This is a genomic window from Streptomyces sp. NPDC013317 (assembly GCF_055563155.1).
Window position 1 is genome coordinate 487149 of record NZ_JBVHDX010000001.1, and the last position, 15558, is coordinate 502706.

General features: G+C 73.9%; 15 protein-coding genes. 4 read left to right on the forward strand and 11 right to left on the reverse strand.

What is annotated here, in order from left to right:
* The first annotated feature begins 348 nt into the window (after positions 1-348).
* On the forward strand, positions 349-714 hold the full coding sequence (locus ACZ3IJ_RS02075) for a hypothetical protein (protein WP_467465710.1): 366 nt from the start codon (positions 349-351) through the stop codon (positions 712-714).
* An 82-nt stretch (positions 715-796) separates the two neighbouring features.
* Positions 797-1249: a YbhB/YbcL family Raf kinase inhibitor-like protein gene (locus ACZ3IJ_RS02080; protein ID WP_467465711.1), complete on the forward strand. Its 453-nt coding sequence runs from the start codon at positions 797-799 to the stop codon at positions 1247-1249.
* Between the two features lie 138 nt (positions 1250-1387).
* Here ACZ3IJ_RS02080 and ACZ3IJ_RS02085 read toward each other — a convergent pair whose 3' ends face one another.
* The 3 genes from ACZ3IJ_RS02085 to ACZ3IJ_RS02095 all read right to left on the reverse strand — a co-directional run bounded on the left by ACZ3IJ_RS02085 (position 1388) and on the right by ACZ3IJ_RS02095 (position 4548).
* A complete protein-coding gene (locus ACZ3IJ_RS02085; RefSeq protein ID WP_467465712.1) occupies positions 1388-2194 on the reverse strand; it encodes a crotonase/enoyl-CoA hydratase family protein in 807 nt (268 codons plus the stop codon).
* Positions 2195-2266: 72 nt separating this feature from the next.
* Entirely contained in the window at positions 2267-2884 is a 618-nt protein-coding gene (gene thpR / locus ACZ3IJ_RS02090) for an RNA 2',3'-cyclic phosphodiesterase (RefSeq protein WP_467465713.1), read from the reverse strand.
* 53 nt (positions 2885-2937) lie between these two features.
* On the reverse strand, positions 2938-4548 hold the full coding sequence (locus tag ACZ3IJ_RS02095) for an FAD-binding oxidoreductase (RefSeq protein ID WP_467465714.1): 1611 nt from the start codon (positions 4546-4548) through the stop codon (positions 2938-2940).
* Between the two features lie 67 nt (positions 4549-4615).
* On the opposite strand from ACZ3IJ_RS02095, the gene ACZ3IJ_RS02100 reads away from it, so the two are divergent.
* On the forward strand, positions 4616-5245 hold the full coding sequence (locus ACZ3IJ_RS02100) for a TetR/AcrR family transcriptional regulator (RefSeq protein ID WP_467465715.1): 630 nt from the start codon (positions 4616-4618) through the stop codon (positions 5243-5245).
* Between the two features lie 5 nt (positions 5246-5250).
* Here the strand turns inward: ACZ3IJ_RS02100 and ACZ3IJ_RS02105 are convergent, their stop codons facing one another.
* From ACZ3IJ_RS02105 to ACZ3IJ_RS02140, 8 genes are all read right to left on the reverse strand, one after another.
* Positions 5251-5862, reverse strand: a complete 612-nt coding sequence (locus ACZ3IJ_RS02105) for a TetR/AcrR family transcriptional regulator (protein ID WP_467465716.1) — start codon at positions 5860-5862, stop codon at positions 5251-5253.
* Complete coding sequence (locus ACZ3IJ_RS02110) at positions 5859-6818, reverse strand: 3-hydroxybutyryl-CoA dehydrogenase (RefSeq protein ID WP_467465718.1); 960 nt, start codon at positions 6816-6818, stop codon at positions 5859-5861. The genes ACZ3IJ_RS02105 and ACZ3IJ_RS02110 overlap by 4 nt, the downstream gene beginning before the upstream one ends.
* 131 nt (positions 6819-6949) lie before the next feature.
* Complete coding sequence (locus ACZ3IJ_RS02115; protein ID WP_467465719.1) at positions 6950-8122, reverse strand: acyl-CoA dehydrogenase family protein; 1173 nt, start codon at positions 8120-8122, stop codon at positions 6950-6952.
* Positions 8123-8166: 44 nt separating this feature from the next.
* Complete coding sequence (locus ACZ3IJ_RS02120; RefSeq protein WP_467465720.1) at positions 8167-9339, reverse strand: acyl-CoA dehydrogenase family protein; 1173 nt, start codon at positions 9337-9339, stop codon at positions 8167-8169.
* A gap of 48 nt (positions 9340-9387) precedes the next feature.
* The gene (locus ACZ3IJ_RS02125) at positions 9388-11544 is read right to left on the reverse strand and encodes an acetate--CoA ligase family protein (RefSeq protein WP_467465721.1); all 2157 of its coding nucleotides are present in this window, start codon (positions 11542-11544) and stop codon (positions 9388-9390) included.
* Between the two features lies 1 nt (position 11545).
* Positions 11546-11743 (reverse strand): ferredoxin, encoded by a 198-nt coding sequence (locus ACZ3IJ_RS02130; protein ID WP_467465722.1) that lies wholly within the window; start codon positions 11741-11743, stop codon positions 11546-11548.
* Complete coding sequence (locus tag ACZ3IJ_RS02135; protein WP_467465723.1) at positions 11740-13095, reverse strand: NADH-ubiquinone oxidoreductase-F iron-sulfur binding region domain-containing protein; 1356 nt, start codon at positions 13093-13095, stop codon at positions 11740-11742. Before ACZ3IJ_RS02135 ends, ACZ3IJ_RS02130 begins: the two co-directional genes overlap by 4 nt.
* Entirely contained in the window at positions 13092-13544 is a 453-nt protein-coding gene (locus ACZ3IJ_RS02140; protein WP_467465724.1) for a hypothetical protein, read from the reverse strand. Before ACZ3IJ_RS02140 ends, ACZ3IJ_RS02135 begins: the two co-directional genes overlap by 4 nt.
* A 482-nt stretch (positions 13545-14026) precedes the next feature.
* Here ACZ3IJ_RS02140 and ACZ3IJ_RS02145 point away from each other — a divergent pair, with 482 nt between their 5' ends.
* The gene (locus ACZ3IJ_RS02145) at positions 14027-15253 is read left to right on the forward strand and encodes an aromatic ring-hydroxylating oxygenase subunit alpha (protein ID WP_467465725.1); all 1227 of its coding nucleotides are present in this window, start codon (positions 14027-14029) and stop codon (positions 15251-15253) included.
* Positions 15254-15558: the final 305 nt, after the last annotated feature.

Consider the following 15558-nt stretch of genomic DNA (forward strand, 5'->3'; position numbering starts at 1 on the left):
CCGGCCGGCTCACCGCTCGCGTACCCGTCCCGCGGTGCGGGATCGGTGGGCGGGGCGGACTCTGTGGTGGTGGCCACGCGTGCTCCTCGTCGTCGTGCCGTGCCGTGCCGGGTGGGCGGCCGGGGTCCGCCCCGGACGGGAGGAGGCATCAATGTACGTCCGGGCCGCGAGGGTACGGGCCGTGGGGTGGGCCTCCAGGAAGCCAGACGCGGTACGGGGCGTGGCGGTTGAGGACGTCGGCCGTGTCCGCTCCCCGTGACGTCGGGCACACCGGACGGCGTCCGTGGTTCGGCTGAGGCCACCGGGGCAGGTAGGGCGAGGGGCGGCTGAGGTCAGGGGGGATGCCGCATGATGTTCGGTTACTCGGACGACTGGATGGCCCTGCTGTTCGTCCCGGTGGTGTTCTGGGTGCCGCTCGGGCCCTTCCTCATGGCAGGTTTCGGTGTGTGGTGCGCCCGGCGGCCGGGCTGGGTGCCGCGACTCTGGTCGGTGCTGGTGCCGGCCGTGCCGGTGGGGATCTCGGGCTCCATCCTGGTGTCAGGCCTGATCCGCCTGAAGGAGGAGACCTGGCAGGAGGACCTCACCGGCTATCTCGCTGTCTACGTCTTCGGCATCACCGTGCTGCCCTGGCTGCTCGGCTACGGCATCACGCGCACCTCGCGCGCGCTGCGCGCCCGCCGGAACCGGGTCGCCCCGCCGGCTCGGCAGGGCTGAGCGCGCGCGGGGTGCTCCGCCGAACGGAGGTTTCCGGGCCCGGACCGGTGCCGGGGCCGCCGTGGCGGGTAGGGCGGCGCCTATGAGCGGAATGGAACTCAGCAGCACCGCGTTCGACGACCACACCACGATCCCCCGCCGGTACAGCGGGGAGGGGGAGAACGTCTCGCCGCCCCTGACCTGGTCCGGAGTGCCCGAGGAAGCCACGGAGCTGGTGCTTGTCTGCGAGGACCCGGACGCGCCGGGGGAGACGTTCCTGCACTGGCTGGTGACCGGCATCGATCCGGAGACCACCGGGGTGCCGGAAGACACGAAGCCGCGGGGCGGGCTGCCCTGGCCCAACGGCTTCGGCCGTATGGGCTGGGGCGGGCCGATGCCTCCGCCCGGCCACGGTCCGCACCGCTACCACTTCCGCCTGTACGCCCTGTCCGAGCCGCTGCCCCTCCACGGTCACCCGGGCGTCGAGGAGGTGCACGGCGCGCTGAAGGGCCGCGAGCTGGCCTCCGCCACGCTCCTCGGGACGTACGAGCGCTGAACGCGTCGGTCATGCCGTCAGGCCTGATGCCTTCATGCCGTAAGGCCCCAGGCCCCAGGCCCCAGGCCCCAGGCCCCAGGCCCCAGGCCCCAGGCCCCAGGCCCCAGGCCCCAGGCCCCAGGCCCAGGCCTCAGTCCGTCAGTCCGTGAAAGACCCGTGGCGACCCGCCCCGCGTGCGAAGCGTGCGGCGCCGGAGAGGGTTTCGCCGGCCGACAGCGGCACCATGCCGTGACGCAGCTCGGCCGCCAGCGCGTCCGGTTCGGGGAGCCCGTGCTGCTCCCGTACCGAGAGCCGGTCGTGGCGCAGGCAGAGCTGAGGGAACGCGGCGATCTCGCGGGCGAGTTCCTCGGCCGCCGGCCGGGACCGCCCCGGGGGTACGAGACGGTTGGCGAGTCCGATCTCGTACGCCTCGGCGGCCGGGACCGGGCGGCCGGTCAGGATCAGGTCCATGGCGCGGCTCTCGCCGATCAGCCGCGGCAGCCGGACCGTGCCGCCGTCGATCAGCGGGACGCCCCATCGGCGGCAGAACACCCCGAGGACCGCGTCCTCCTCGACCACGCGCAGGTCGCACCAGAGAGCCAGTTCGAGCCCGCCGGCCACGGCGTGACCGGCGACGGCCGCGATCACCGGCTTGGTCAGGCGGAGGCGGGTCGGGCCCATCGGGCCGTCGCCGTCCGGCTCCACCCGGTTTCCGTCCTCCGTGCCGACGGCCTTGAGGTCGGCGCCCGCGCAGAACGTCCCGCCCTCACCCCACAGCACCGCGACCGACGACTCGTCGTCGGCCTCGAACGCCCGGAACGCGTCCGCCAGTTGCCGGGCGGTCGGCCCGTCCACCGCGTTGCGGGCGGCGGGCCGCGACAGCACCACGGTGGTCACCGGCCCGCTCCTTTCCATACGTACGGCAGGGGCCAACGAGGCGTCCGGTGCGGCTGGGGTGTCGGTCATGGGGGCATTCTCACGCGCCCACGGCCCGAGGGCCAGAGCGCCGATCACGACGGCACGAGGAAGCCGGCCGTCTCACGGCGTTCTTCGCCGAACCGACGTCTCAGGGCCCTCGACGCCGCCGAAGCTCCACGCCTCGATGTCGCGGTAGTGGATCGGTCCGGGGCCGCGGCCGAAGTTGCTGCCGACCAGGTGCAGTCGCCCGGCCGGCCAGGTGCGGCCGATGAACGCGGCGAGCCCGGCAGCGGTCTCCACCACGGGAGCGGTCTCGTTGCGGCGGGCCCGGGCGAGCGTGAGGTGCGGGCGGAGCGGCCGGTCCTCGAAGGCGATACCGCACGAGCGGACCACGGCCCGCACCTCCGACGCGAGCACGTGCAGACCGTCGAGGTCCCCGTCGATTCCGCTCCAGAGCACGCGCTCGTCGAAGTGCCCGCCCCCGCGCAGAGCCAGTTCCAGGGGGCGGCGGGCCGCCGCGAGTGCGGCCAGCGGCGGACGGAGGAGCGGCACGGTCTCCACGGGGAGTTCCCCGAGGAACGCCAGCGTGATGTGCCAGTCCTCGATCCGGTTCCACCGCAGGTCCGGGTACGCCCCGTAGGCGGGCCGCAGCGCCCGCGCCAGCTCGTCCTTGGCGTCGTCCGGAGGGGCGAGCGCGACGAACACCCGAATGGTCGAGGAGTGGTTCTGATCGTTCACAGAGCACTTCGTACCTCACCCCGAGCGGTTCGGTCACCTTGTCTTCGCGGCGCTCAGTCGACGAGGACGCCGGGGTTGAGGATGCCCCGGGGGTCGAGTGCGCCCTTCGCGGCCCGCAGAGCGAGGGCGAACGGCTCGGGGCGCTGGCGGTCGTAGCCGGGGCGGTGGTCGCGGCCGACGGCGTGGTGGTGGGTGATCGTGGCCCGATGGCGGTGCAGTACCTCGCTGGCCACGGCCTTGAGGTCGTCCCAGAAGGCCACCTCGTCGCCGGGGCGGCCGGCGGCCAGGACGGTGAAGTACGGGGCCGCGCCGTCCGGATAGACATGGGTGAGGCGGCAGTTGACGGTCGCCGGGTGGCCGGTGGCCTTCAGCGCGGCATCGCCGACCTCCGTGCGCACCGCTTCGATCAGGGCGGGGATCCGGTCCCATGTCGCCGCCGTCTCGAAGGTCTCGGCCACGGCCCCCATCCTGGCCAGGCCGTCGCGGAGATACGGCATCCGCAGGAAGGCCGAGCGCCAGGCGCTCACGGCGGCGTCGGCGGGCGCGCCGTCCGCCGAGGCGGTGTCCGCCGTACGTCGGCCGCCGTGGGAGCGGGCCAGGTCGACGGCCTGTGCCAGGCGCGACGTGACCGGTCCGTCCGCGGACTCGAACCCGAGGACGAGGACGGCGGAGCCGTCGTGCGCGGCCCCGGAGAGCGCGGCCTCTCCGGAGTCGAGGAGCCGGCAGTTGGCCGGGGAGAGGTCCGACTGGGCAAGTGCGCGTACGGCTTCGAGTGCGGTGTGGAAGTCGGTGAACGAGAGGGACGTGGACGCCTTGTGGGCGGGGCGCTCCTGAAGCCGCACCCATGCCTCCGTGATGACGCCGAGCGCTCCCTCGGAGCCGAGGAAGAGCCGGTCGGGGGAGGGGCCGGCGCCCGACGCGGGGAGCCGCCACGAGGCGCTGGTGCCGGCCGGGGTGACCACGCGCAGCGACTGGACGAAGTCGTCGATGTGCGTCCGGCCGGTCGCGTAGTGGCCGCCGGCCCGGGTGGCGAGCCAGCCGCCCAGGGTGGAGAACTCGAAGCTCTGCGGGAAGTGCCGCAACGTCAGCCCGTGCGGCCGCAGCTGGTCCTCCAGGCTCGGACCGAGGGTGCCGGCCTCGATGCGTGCGGACCGGCCACGGACATCGACCTCCAGGACGCGGTCCATGGCGGTCAGATCGAGGGACAGCACGGCGCGGTGGGCGTCACCGCGGTACTCCACGCCGCCCGAGACCGAGGACCCGCCGCCGTACGGGACGACCGCGACCTGCCGCTCGCCGGCCCAGTCCAGCAGGTCGGCCACCTCCTGGTCGTCCGTCGGGCGTGCGACGAGGTCGGGGATGCGGCCGGGGCGCCCGCGCAGGGCGCGTGCGACATCGCGGTACGCCTTGCCCATGGCGTGCGCCGCGCGCTGCCGGGGGTCGGTGTCGACCAGGTGGGCGAGGCTCAGGGGCGGCGCGACGGCGGGGTCCTCGATGCGCAGGTCGCGGACGCGCGGAACGGGGAGCGGACGGGCGAGGGTGCCGGGGAGCAGGGCGCCCATCGCGGCGCACTCCGCGTCGTCGGGATGCGCGTCCTCCCACCCCCAGCCCCACCAGGAGCGGGTACGAGGAGAGGGAACGGGCTGCGTCGTCGTGCCGGACATGGGTGCGCTCCCGAAGTCGCCGAATGAATTTACCTAGCGGTAAATTACTTACTGATAATATCGGCGCATGGCAACCCCCCGCTCGAAGGCAGGCACCAAGGGAGTTCCGCGGCAGCACCGTCAGCAGCAGATGCTGGAGGCCGCCACGGAGGAGTTCGGCACGCGCGGCTACGCGGCCGCCTCGCTCGCCGCGATCGCGGAGCGCGTCGGCGTCACGAAGACGCTGCTGCACCAGTACTTCGGTACGAAGGAGGACCTGTACCTCGCCTGTCTCGTACCGGTCGGGGACCGGCTCCTGGACACCATCCGCACGGCGATGGGCGAGCACGGGACCACCGGGCAGACGCCCCTGCGCGTGCTGGACAGCATCTTCACCGCGCTGGAAGGGCAGCGGGAGGCGTGGTTCGTCCTCTACGACACCTCACTGCCGGCCGGTGGCGAGGCCGCGCGCCGGGCCGCCGAGTACTGGACGGCCATCGACCGGCTCGCGGCCGGCGGCACCGCCGACCTGCTCCGCGCGGCCGGATCCACCGACCCGTCGGACGCGGACGCGCTCCGGTACGTCTGGCGCGACCTGGTCGCCACCCTCGTCCGCTGGTGGGTCAAGCACCCCGACGAGTCCCCCGAGGCCATGACCCGGCGCTGTGCCCGCCTCTTCGCGGCCGCCGCCGCCCTCACGGCCGACCCGGCCGACTGAACCCCTCAGACCTCGGGGAACGCGGGGTCGATGCCGAGCGTCGGGGCGATCGTTCCCCAGATCGTCGAGCGGGCCGTCGCGAGGTCCACGCGGGGGTCGTCCAGCATCAGACGGATGCCGAGGCCGTCGCAGAGGGCCAGCACCTGCGTGCACAGCGCGTCGACGTCGCAGTCGGCGAACTCCCCGGACGCGACGCCGCGTTGCACCGCACCGCCGACCCAGACATGCAGCTGGTCGTACAGGTCGACGGCCAGATCGCGGGCCGCCGTGTCGCGCAGGGCCCGCACCCACAGCTCCTGCCAGAGCTTCCAGTCCTGGCGCAGCTCCGCGTCCGTCGGCAGCATGCTCCGTAGGATGCGGGCCAGGGCGACGGCCGCCGGGACCGCTTCGGCGCCGTCCTCGGCCTCCGTACCGGTCTGGGCGAAGGAGTGCGTCATCGCGTCGGCGAAGAGCTTCTCCCGGGTGTCGAAGTGATAGTGCAGCAGGGCCTTCGACACTCCGGCGTGCTCGGCGACCTTGCGCATGCTGACGTTCTCGAAGCCGATGTCGGCGATGACTTCGCACGCGGCCGTGAGGATGCGCTCTCGCGTCTCCAGTGCGCGTTCGGCCTTGGTCACGTCGGCTGCTCCCCGTGTCGGTGTCCGTGGACCGGGCGGGCGGACCCGGTCGCCCGGTCCGCCACTCCGTCATTCTCGCGCATCGCGCTTGCCCGGCCGCCGTAGGTGTGGAAGCCCCGGCCCGTCTTGCGGCCCAGCAGACCCGCGTCGACCATGCGGGCGAGGAGCGGCGGCGGGGCGTAGAGGGGCTCCCGGTACTCCGCGTACATCGATCGTGCGATGGCCTGCACCGTGTCCAGGCCGATGAGGTCGGCAAGGGCGAGCGGGCCCAGGGGATGCGCGCAGCCCAGGGTCATGCCCCGGTCGATGTCCTCGGCCGACGCCGTCCCGCACTCGGCCATGCGTACGGCGGCCAGCAGATACGGCACGAGGAGGGCGTTCACGACGAACCCCGCCCGGTCCTGGGCGCGGACGACCTCCTTGCCCAGGACCTCCACGGCGAACGCCCGCGCCCGCCGGACCGTCTCCTCACCGGTCAGCAGGGAGGGGACCAGCTCGACCAGGGGAAGCACCGGCACCGGGTTGAAGAAGTGGAGGCCGACGACCTGCGCCGGCCGCGAGGTGGCGGCCGCCAGACGGATGACCGGGATGGAGGAGGTGTTCGTCGCCAGGACGGCGTCCCGCCGCTCCACCGTCCGGTCGAGCACGGCGAAGACCTCCAGCTTCGCCCGCTCGTCCTCCGCCACCGCCTCGACGACGAGGTCCCGGTCCGTGATGCGCTCCATCTCGGTGGTCACCGTGATCCGGCCGAGGGCGGCGTCCCGTTCGGCGGCCGTCAGCCTTCCCGATGCCGCGGCGCGTTCCAGGGAACGCGCGATCCGCTCCCGGCCGGCTGCCGCGGCCGTACGGCCCGACTCGACCACCACGACGTCCCGCCCGGCGCGGGCGCAGACCTCCGCGATACCGGAACCCATCAGTCCGCAGCCCACGACCCCGACCCGCTCGACGTCCGTCACCGGTGCGTCCTCCCTCCCCTGATCCTGTGGTGCCTCGGCTGTTGCGTACGCGTACGAGGTGCGGGTGGTCCGGACGGCGGCGCGGAGCATCGAGCCGCCGGGCGCCGGCCGGACCACCCGGGAGAAGGCGTCTATCCGGCGGACGGCATGTGCAGGACGCCCGTACCCCGCTTGACCAGTTCGCCCGCGATGATCAGACGCTGGATCTCGGAGGTGCCCTCCCAGATCCGGTCCACGCGCAGTTCGCGGTAGAGCCGCTCGACCGGGTACGAGCGGTCGTAGCCCCGGCCTCCGAAGATCTGCAGGCACCGGTCGATCACCCGGCCGGACGCCTCGCTCGCCGCCAGCTTGGCGATGGCCGCCTTGGCGTGCAGCGTCTTGCGGTCGGCCAGCCCCTCGTCGACCTCCCAGGCGACCTGGTGGGTGTAGGCGCGGTTGACGGCGATGTCGACGGCGGAGTCGGCGAGCATGCCCTGGATCAGCTGGAAGTCGGCGATGCGGGAGCCGAACTGGCGCCGCTCCACCGCCCAGTCACGGGCCAGTTCCAGGCCTCGTTCCGCCGCTCCGATCGTCCGCGCGGCGATCATCAGCCGCTCCTCCGTGAACCAGGAGCGGGTGATGTCGTAGCCCTGGCCCACCTCGCCGAGCACCGCGTCGTCGGGTACGAAGACCTCGGTGAAGGTGAACTCGGGGTGCTCGTACACGAAGGTGTGCATCCAGCGCGGCACCCGCGTCATCTCGATGCCCGCCGTGTCCTTGTCGACGAGGAACAGGGTCGGAGCGCGCTCCTCCCCGGCGGCCGCGAGCACGATCATGAAGTCGGCGTGGTCGCCGACGGTGACGAACCACTTCTCGCCGTTCAGCACCCAGCCCCCGTCGGCCCGGGTCGCGGTGGTGCGCAGGCTCTGCGGGTCGGAGCCGGCCTCCGGCTCGGTCACCGCGTAGCAGTCCCGGCGCTGCCCCCTGATCACGGGGACGAGGTACCGCTCGCGCTGCTCCGGGGTGCAGTAGGAGAGCGCGTTGGCCGGGCGCCACACCATGTCCCACAGCGCGCCGGTGAGCCGTCCGAGCTCCGCCTGGACCGTCACCTGCTCCAGGATCGTGAGCCCGGCGCCGCCCCATTCCCGCGGCATGTTGACCGCCTGGAGCCCGCTGTCGAGGACGGCGTCGCGGATCTCGGCGTGGGCCCGAGGGGGCAGCCCGTTGTTCTCCTCGCAGTCGAGTTCGTACTTCATGATGACGTCGGTGAGGGCGCGCGCCGCGTCCCGGAGCTCTTCCTGGCGGGCGGTGAGGCGGAAGTCCATGGGTGTGTCTGTCCTCTGGGTCGGGGTGGGCGGGCGAGCGGTCGTCAGGAGTGGGGAAGGGCGAGGGCCCGGGTGCCGCGCTTGATCAGCTCGTTGGCGATGATCAGGCGCTGGATCTCGGAGGTGCCCTCCCAGATCCGGTCGACGCGCAGTTCGCGGTACATGCGCTCGACCGGGTACGTGCGGTCGTAGCCGCGGCCGCCGAAGATCTGGACGCACCGGTCGACGACCCGCCCCGCGGCCTCGCTCGCCGCGAGCTTGGCCGTCGACGCCTTGGCGTGCAGCGTCTTGGGATCGGCGTCCGGCCGGTCGGCCTCCCAGGCGACCTGGTGGGTGTAGGCGCGGTTGACGGCGATGTCCACGGCGCAATCGGCGAGCATGCCCTGGACGAGCTGGAAGTCGGCGATGGGGGAGCCGAACTGGCGCCGTTCGACGGCCCAGTCCCGGGCGAGCTCCAGGGCCCGCTCGGCGGCGCCGACGGTACGGGCGGCGATCATCAGCCGCTCGTCCGTGAACCACTCCTTGGTCAGTTCGTAGCCGTTGCCGACGCCGCCGAGCACGTCCTCGTCGACGACGAAGACGTCGGTGAACGTGAACTCGGGATGCCCGTTGACCGCGGAGTGCATGAAGCGGGGGACACGGGTCATCGCCACACCCGGCGCGTGCTTGTCCACGAAGAACAGCGTCGCCGCCCGCTCGGGTCCCGCGTCGGCCTGAACGAGCAGGAAGTCCGCGATGTCACCGCAGGTCACGAACCACTTCTCGCCGTTGAGGAGCCAGCCGCCCTCGGTCCGGGTCGCCGTGCTCGTGCCGGAGGCCGGGTCGGAGCCCGCGCCGGGCTCCGTCACCGCGAACGCGTCGAACCGCTCGCCCCGGATGACCGGCAGCAGGTACTTCTCCCGCTGCTCCTCGGTGCCGTACGCGAGGACGTTCGCGGGCCGCCAGGGGATGTCCCAGAGGCAGTTGGTGACCTTGCCGAACTCCTCCTCGACGATGACCTGGTCCAGCAGGGAGAGGCCCGCGCCGCCCCACTCGGCCGGCATGTTGATGGCGTAGACCCCGGCGTCGATCGCGGCGCGGGTCAGCTCGCGGACCGTGTCGGCGGGCAGCGGGCCGCCCGCCTCCTCGGCCTGGTCCTCGTACGTCATCAGGAGGCGCGTGTAGGCGGCGGCGCGGCCCTTCAGCTCGGCCTGTTCGGGTGTGTAGCGGAAATCCATGTGTCCTCCAGGGCACAGATGGCGGGGTGGTGGGTCCGGCAGCCGGCGTCAGCGCGGATCGGCGGGCCGGGCGAGATCGGCGGGCGGGGCGGAATCGGCGGCCGACGCGGAATCGGCGGGCGGGGCGAGGACCGCGCGGGCGTCCAGGGCGAGTGCCCCGTCCGGGCGTACGAGCAGCGGGTTGACCTCCAGTTCGGCGATCTCCGGGTGCGCGGCGGCAACGGTGGTGATGCGCTCGACGACGGCCGCGGCCGCGGCCACGTCGACGGCCGGCCGCCCGCGCACGCCGTCCAGCAGCGCGGCGCTGCGCAGGCCGCGCAGCAGGGCTTCGGCCCGCGACGCCGGTACGGGCGCGAGGGCGAAGGCCACGTCCCGGAGCGTCTCGGTGAGCACCCCGCCGAGCCCGACCAGGGCGACCGGCCCGAACCTCGGATCCCGGTTCACGCCCACGATCAGCTCGACACCGTCCGACAGGTCGGCCATCGCCTCGACCGAGTAGGCGGGCGCCCCGAGCCGGGACCGCATCTCCCGGTACGCGGCGAGGAGGGCGTCGCGGTCGGGTAGCCGCAGCGCCACACCGCCGGCGTCGGACTTGTGCAGGACGTGCAGGGCCTTGAGTACGTACGGTCCGTCGAACTCGGCGGCCGCGGCCAGCAGTCCGGCCTCGTCCGTGATCTCGCGCGCCGCCGGGAACGGCACGCCGGCGGTGGCGAGCAGCGCCCGCACCCCGTGATAGCCCGGCTCCCGCAACGGTTCGGCGACGGGCGGCAGCGGTGGGACGTCACTCGTGCCGGCCGCCGCCCGGCCGGTCATCGCCGCCAGCGCGCGGGCCGCGTCCTCGGTGGCACCGAACACCGGAACCCCGGCCTCGGCGAGCACCCGGCAGCTCGGCGACCGCGGGTACATCGACTGCACGACGAGCGGCTTCGGCGCGACGGCGAGGCGCGCGGCGATCTCCTTGGCGGCGCGGGTCTCGCCGTCCGCGAGTACGGAACCGCCGGCCGGACCGCCGCCCAGACCGCCGTCGGACGCGGCGTAGCCGCCGAAGTACCCGGTCATCAGCACGGCGTCGACCTCGTCGGCGGCGAGGAGTTCCCCGACCGTGTCGGCGTACGACAGGGGGCGCTGCTCGCCCATCCCCGCCAGATCGACGGGGTTGCCGACCGAGGACTGCTCCCAGAGCACGGCCCGCAGCCTGTCCTGGGCCGGCCCGCCGAGTTCCGGCACGTCGAGCCCGGCGTCCTCGGCGGCGTCCGCCGCGATCGCGCCGTGACCGCCGCCGTCGGTGAAGACCGCGGTACGCCGGCCGGCCGGACGCGGTCGGGTGGTGCGAGGCCCCGTGCCCAGCGCGGCCAGGACCACGGTCATCTCCCGTGGTGTACGGACGAGTTCGACGCCCGCGTCCCGGCAGGCGGCGGCCACCACGTCGGACGAGGTGGTGAGGGCCCCGGTGTGCGACTGGGCGCTGCGCGCGGAGGCGGTGCCCCGGCCGGCGGTGAGCAGCACCACCGGCTTGCCCGCCGCGGCGGCGGCCGCCGCGAACGCCCGGCCGTCGCCGAAGTCCTCGGCGTACACCGCGATGGCCGACGTGGCGTCGTGGCGGGCGCAGTCCTCGACGAGGTCGACGAGCGTGACGTCGGCCTGGTTGCCGAGGGAGACGAAGCGGGAGAACCCGAGGCCGTGCGGCTCGCCCCGGAGCTGGAGTTCGAGAGCGAGGTTGCCGCTCTGGCTGAGCAGGGCGACACCGCCGGGGGCGAAACGGTCGGAGGCGAGGTACAGCTCCGTGGTGTTGTCGGCGATGCCCAGGCAGTTGGGCCCGACGAGGACGGCTCCGGCGGCGCGTACCCGGGCGGCGACCGCCCGCTGCCGGGCGAGGCCCGCGGGGCCCGCCTCCGCGAAGCCCGCGGTGATGGCGACGATCGCCTTCGCCCCGCAGGCGAGGGCCTCGTCGACGGCGGCCTCGAAGCCGGCGCCGGGCACGGAGATCACGACCAGGTCGACGGGCTCGCCGATCGCGGTGAGGGAGGTGGCCGCCGTCCTGCCGAGGACGGTGCCGCCGCGGCGGTTGACCAGGTGCACGGGCCTTCGGTCCGGAGCGCGCAGCGCCTGGGAGGCCACCGCGTGGCCGTACTTCGCCGGGTCGTCGCTCGCGCCGACGACGGCGACGGAGCCGGGGTCGAACAGGGCGGTCAGGTCGCGTGCCATGTCATCCCTCCACGCGGAGGGCGGAGTTGGGGCAGCTCTCGACGCAGGCACGGGCGCGGGCGGCGGCCTCGGGACCGGACGGGACGTCGAGGGCGATGACCCGCGCGTAACCCCATTCGTCGAGTTCGACCAGGTCGGGCGCGGGTTCCTGACACAGTCCGTAGCCCTGGCAGCGGGTGGAGTCCAGAAGGAGTTTCACGGCGTTCCTTTCAGCGCGGGCAGCGGGAGGGCGGGGGAGGAGAGGGGCGAGACCGGGGAGGGGAGCGGAGAGACGGAGGAGGGGAGAGGGGCGCGGGTGCGGCCGGCGTCGGCTTCCGCCGGTGGCACGGACACGGTCAGACGGCGGCCGTCCGGGGGAGTGGCGGCACATCGCGGGCAGGGCGCGTCGAGATGGGAGCGGACGAGCCGGGGGAAGGCGCGGAGCAGGCTGCCCGCGATACCGGCGGAGGCGTCGAGCAGCCCGCAGGCGCCGCGTCCGGGCAGGCCCTGCGACCAGCGGTGCAGGCTGTCGGCGGTGTCCGGGCCCGCGGTTCCGGCGGCCAGTGCGCCCAGGGCGTCGCCGACGGCCCGGGTCCCGGAGACGCAGACCCCGCACTGCCGTGCGCTCTCGGCCGCGAGATGGGCGGCCGCGTCGGCGGCGGCGGCCACGGGGCAGTCGCCGGGGGAGAGGAAGCGGATCGCTCCGCATCCAAGGGCGGTGCCCGCGGCGGTGAGCGCGTCCGGTTCCAGGGGGAGGTCCAGGGCGTCCGCGCCGACGAGTCCGCCGAACAGCCCTCCCATCAGCGCTCCGGTCGCGTCGGGTACTCCGAGCTCGGCGGCCAGTACGCGCAGGGGGACTCCGTACGGGACTTCGGTGAGCACCGGGGCGACCGGGCCGCCGGAGAGCGTCACCAAGGTGCCGAGGGCGATGGAGCGCCGCAGGTCGGGCCGGGCTGCCGTGAGGGCGATCCGGGCGAGGGTCTCGACGTTGGAGACCAGGGTGGGCTCACCGCCGACCCCGTGCTCGAAGGGGCGGGGCGGCTTGGCCGTGGGCAGTGCGGGTCCGCCGTCGATCCTGCGGACCACCGCCGTCTCCTCGCCGGCGACATAGGTGTGTCCGGTCTCGACGATCTCGACGGGCAGGGGCGGCGGGTGCTCGACGAGGGCCCGGCGGACGCTCCCGGCCGCCACCGGGTCGGAGAGGTACACGATGCCGCGTGCGGCCCCGATGACCGAGGCGGCGCGGGCGAGCCCGTCGAGGACCAGATGGGGACGGGCCCGCAGCAGCCAGCGGTCCTTGACCGAGCTGGGCTCGCCCTCCTCGCCGTTGGCGACGACCACGGGGGCGCCGCCGCGGTCGCGTACGGAGCGCAGCTTGACGGCGGCGGGAAATCCGGCGCCACCGCGGCCGCGCAGTCCGGATTCGGCGAGGTGGGCGAGGAGGTCGTCGGGCGCGGTGCCCCCGTCGTAGCCGCCGGTGGCGCGGTAGTCGTCGGCGGTCTCCGTCAGGCCCGGAGCGGCCCCGAGGACGGTGCCCGGCGGGTTCGCCGTCGGGAGCCGGATCGTGGTCATCGGCTGGTGCCTCCTGTCCGAGTGGGGGCCTGGGGGCCGGTGGGGGTGGGCGTGGGGGTGTGGCCGCGAAGGGTCCGTACGGCCTCTTCCAGCGCGGCGCGGTCGCCCGCCGTGCGGCCGTATCCAGGACCGGGAAGGCCGATGAGCATGCGGTGGTGGTCGAGGACGACCTCGCCGGCGAGCAGGGCCGCGGCGGGATCACCCGCCCGCGACCCGGTGGCCACGCCGGTCACCAGATCGGTGACCTCGGCGAGGTAGCGGAGCCAGGTGTGACGGCTTCCGCGCAGGACCAGCCGTTCGACGCGCCGCCGCTCCGCCGCCGCCAGGTCCTCCGCCCGCCGCGTCGGCGCGCCGGGTACGGAGGCGCGCAGGGCGGCCACCGCGGTGGGGAGTTCTCGCTCCGGTTCGGGGGTGAGCCCGAGCCAGTCCAGACGCCGACGACCGCTCATGCGTGCCTCCGGAGGTTGGGTGCCGCCCTGCCGGTCCGGTGCCTCGCGGAGAGCCTTCGGTACGGGGAGGCCGATGGCTCGATGTGCGTGGGCGCCGACCTGGTGGGACGGCCGGATGTCGGGGGATCGAGGAGAACGGATGGATCGAGGGGGAGGGGTTCGAGACCGCGAGGAGCGCGGGGCCCGGCCTGCCGGGCGGGCCGCCCCACTGCTTCCACGCCTGTGAACAGGGCGAATGAGGAGCAGCGCCGGGGCGGCGACATGAGAACACGTTTGCTGACCGATCGGTCAGGCAAGAATTACGCTAGCTGACCGATCGGTCAGTGAACAAGTCTTGACCCGACGGAAACGAGCCAGCAATCTGGCTGTCCAATCGGTCAGCCCGGTCCGGCTTCCCGCCCCGACCGCCTGTCCGCAGCTCGGTCGTACCGACATCGCACGCCCATACCGATCGCCGCACCGGCGGCACGGAGGAGTCACCGATGTACTCCAGAGCACCGGAGAAACCCGAAGTCGCTCAAGCACCGGCAGTCACCGAAGCATCAGGAGACGCCGGAGCGCCGTCGGCCGCCGGAGCGCCGTCGGCCACCGAGACGCCGGTGGCCCCCGCGCTTCCGGCGCGCTACTACACCGACCCCGCCACCGCCGCCGCGGAGACGCGGCATGTGTTCGGCAGGTCCTGGCAGCTCGTCTGTCACGAGTCCGACCTGCCGAACCCGGGGGCCCGCCTCGCGGCCACCGTCGCGGACCGGGAGGTCCTGGTGGTCCGCACCGAGGACGGCGACCTCGCCGCCCACCTCAACGTCTGCCGTCACCGCGGCACGCGCCTCGTCACCGCCCCCGAACCGGCCGGCAAGGCGATCCGCTGCCCATACCACGGCTGGACGTACCGCCTCGACGGAAGCCTGGTCGGCGCGCCGGAGGCACGGCAGATCCCCTGTCTCGACAAGCCGAAGCTCGGCCTGTTCCCCGCTCGCGTCGAGTCCTTCCTCGGCTTCGTCTTCGTCAACCTCGACCTCGACGCGGTACCGCTGGCGGAGAGCTGCGCCGGGCTCGAAGCGGCGGTCGGCCACTACGCCGGAGCCGACCTGGTGCCGGTGGGCCGCGCCCGTATCCACGACCTGGCCGGCGCGGAGGTGCAGCACGCCAACTGGAAGGTGGCCGTCGACAACTACCTGGAGGGGTACCACGTTCCGGTGGCTCACCCCGGCCTCATGCGGCTGCTCGACTACCAGGGCTACACGCATGAGATCGAGGAGTCCTACGCCCTCTTCGCCTCGCCGCTGCGCGACAAGCCGTCCTCGAACTGGGCCGAACGCCTCTACCAGCGCATCGCCGCGCCCATGCCCGGCCTCGCCGAGGCGGACCGCCGGGTCTGGCGGTACGCGGTCATCTACCCGAACACCCTCATCGACTTCTATCCCGACCACGTGCTGGCCTGGACCGCGATCCCCACGGCGGTGGACCGCGTGGCCGTGCCCGGAGCCTTCTACACCCGCCGCGGCACCGGACTGCGCACCCGGCTCGCCCGGCGCCTGAACATCCACATCGGCTGGATCACCAACGACGAGGACGCCGAGCTGGTAGCCCGTGTCCAGAAGGGGCTCACCACGCCCGGGTTCGAACCCGGACCGCTGTCGCGCCGCGAGTCGGCGGTCGGCTGGTTCGCCGACCGCGTGCGGGCCGACCTCGACGGCGCCGCGCCGTAGCGGGACCGCCGTCCAGCCCCCGTACGAGGAGGTCCGACGGCCGCGACGCGCACACAAGCAGACCGGGCCGCACGCCGTCACCGAGCACACGCCCGCGCCGCGACCGGCGCAACCCCGACCGGCCCGCGCACCGCACGGCCCGCCCGCACCAGGCCACCTCCCTCAGGGGGCCCCACGCTCCCGCCAGGCCGCCCCCCCCGTGCCCCGGCCGAGGCCCACGCCCCACGTCCTCCCGCACGCTCTCACCGGCCGCAACCGACTCCCCCCGCACCGCCGGCGACCGTGCCCCCACCCCACCCACGACC

Excerpts from the sequence above, each read along its gene's own strand:
- ACZ3IJ_RS02075 (WP_467465710.1), top strand. The coding sequence starts at position 349 with ATGATGTTCGGTTACTCGGACGACTGGATGGCCCTGCTGTTCGTCCCG.
- ACZ3IJ_RS02080 (WP_467465711.1), top strand. The coding sequence starts at position 797 with ATGAGCGGAATGGAACTCAGCAGCACCGCGTTCGACGACCACACCACG.
- ACZ3IJ_RS02085 (WP_467465712.1), bottom strand. The coding sequence starts at position 2,194 with ATGACCGACACCCCAGCCGCACCGGACGCCTCGTTGGCCCCTGCCGTA.
- ACZ3IJ_RS02095 (WP_467465714.1), bottom strand. The coding sequence starts at position 4,548 with ATGTCCGGCACGACGACGCAGCCCGTTCCCTCTCCTCGTACCCGCTCC.
- ACZ3IJ_RS02100 (WP_467465715.1), top strand. The coding sequence starts at position 4,616 with ATGGCAACCCCCCGCTCGAAGGCAGGCACCAAGGGAGTTCCGCGGCAG.
- ACZ3IJ_RS02115 (WP_467465719.1), bottom strand. The coding sequence starts at position 8,122 with ATGGACTTCCGCCTCACCGCCCGCCAGGAAGAGCTCCGGGACGCGGCG.
- ACZ3IJ_RS02120 (WP_467465720.1), bottom strand. The coding sequence starts at position 9,339 with ATGGATTTCCGCTACACACCCGAACAGGCCGAGCTGAAGGGCCGCGCC.
- ACZ3IJ_RS02125 (WP_467465721.1), bottom strand. The coding sequence starts at position 11,544 with ATGGCACGCGACCTGACCGCCCTGTTCGACCCCGGCTCCGTCGCCGTC.
- ACZ3IJ_RS02135 (WP_467465723.1), bottom strand. The coding sequence starts at position 13,095 with ATGACCACGATCCGGCTCCCGACGGCGAACCCGCCGGGCACCGTCCTC.
- ACZ3IJ_RS02140 (WP_467465724.1), bottom strand. The coding sequence starts at position 13,544 with ATGAGCGGTCGTCGGCGTCTGGACTGGCTCGGGCTCACCCCCGAACCG.
- ACZ3IJ_RS02145 (WP_467465725.1), top strand. The coding sequence starts at position 14,027 with ATGTACTCCAGAGCACCGGAGAAACCCGAAGTCGCTCAAGCACCGGCA.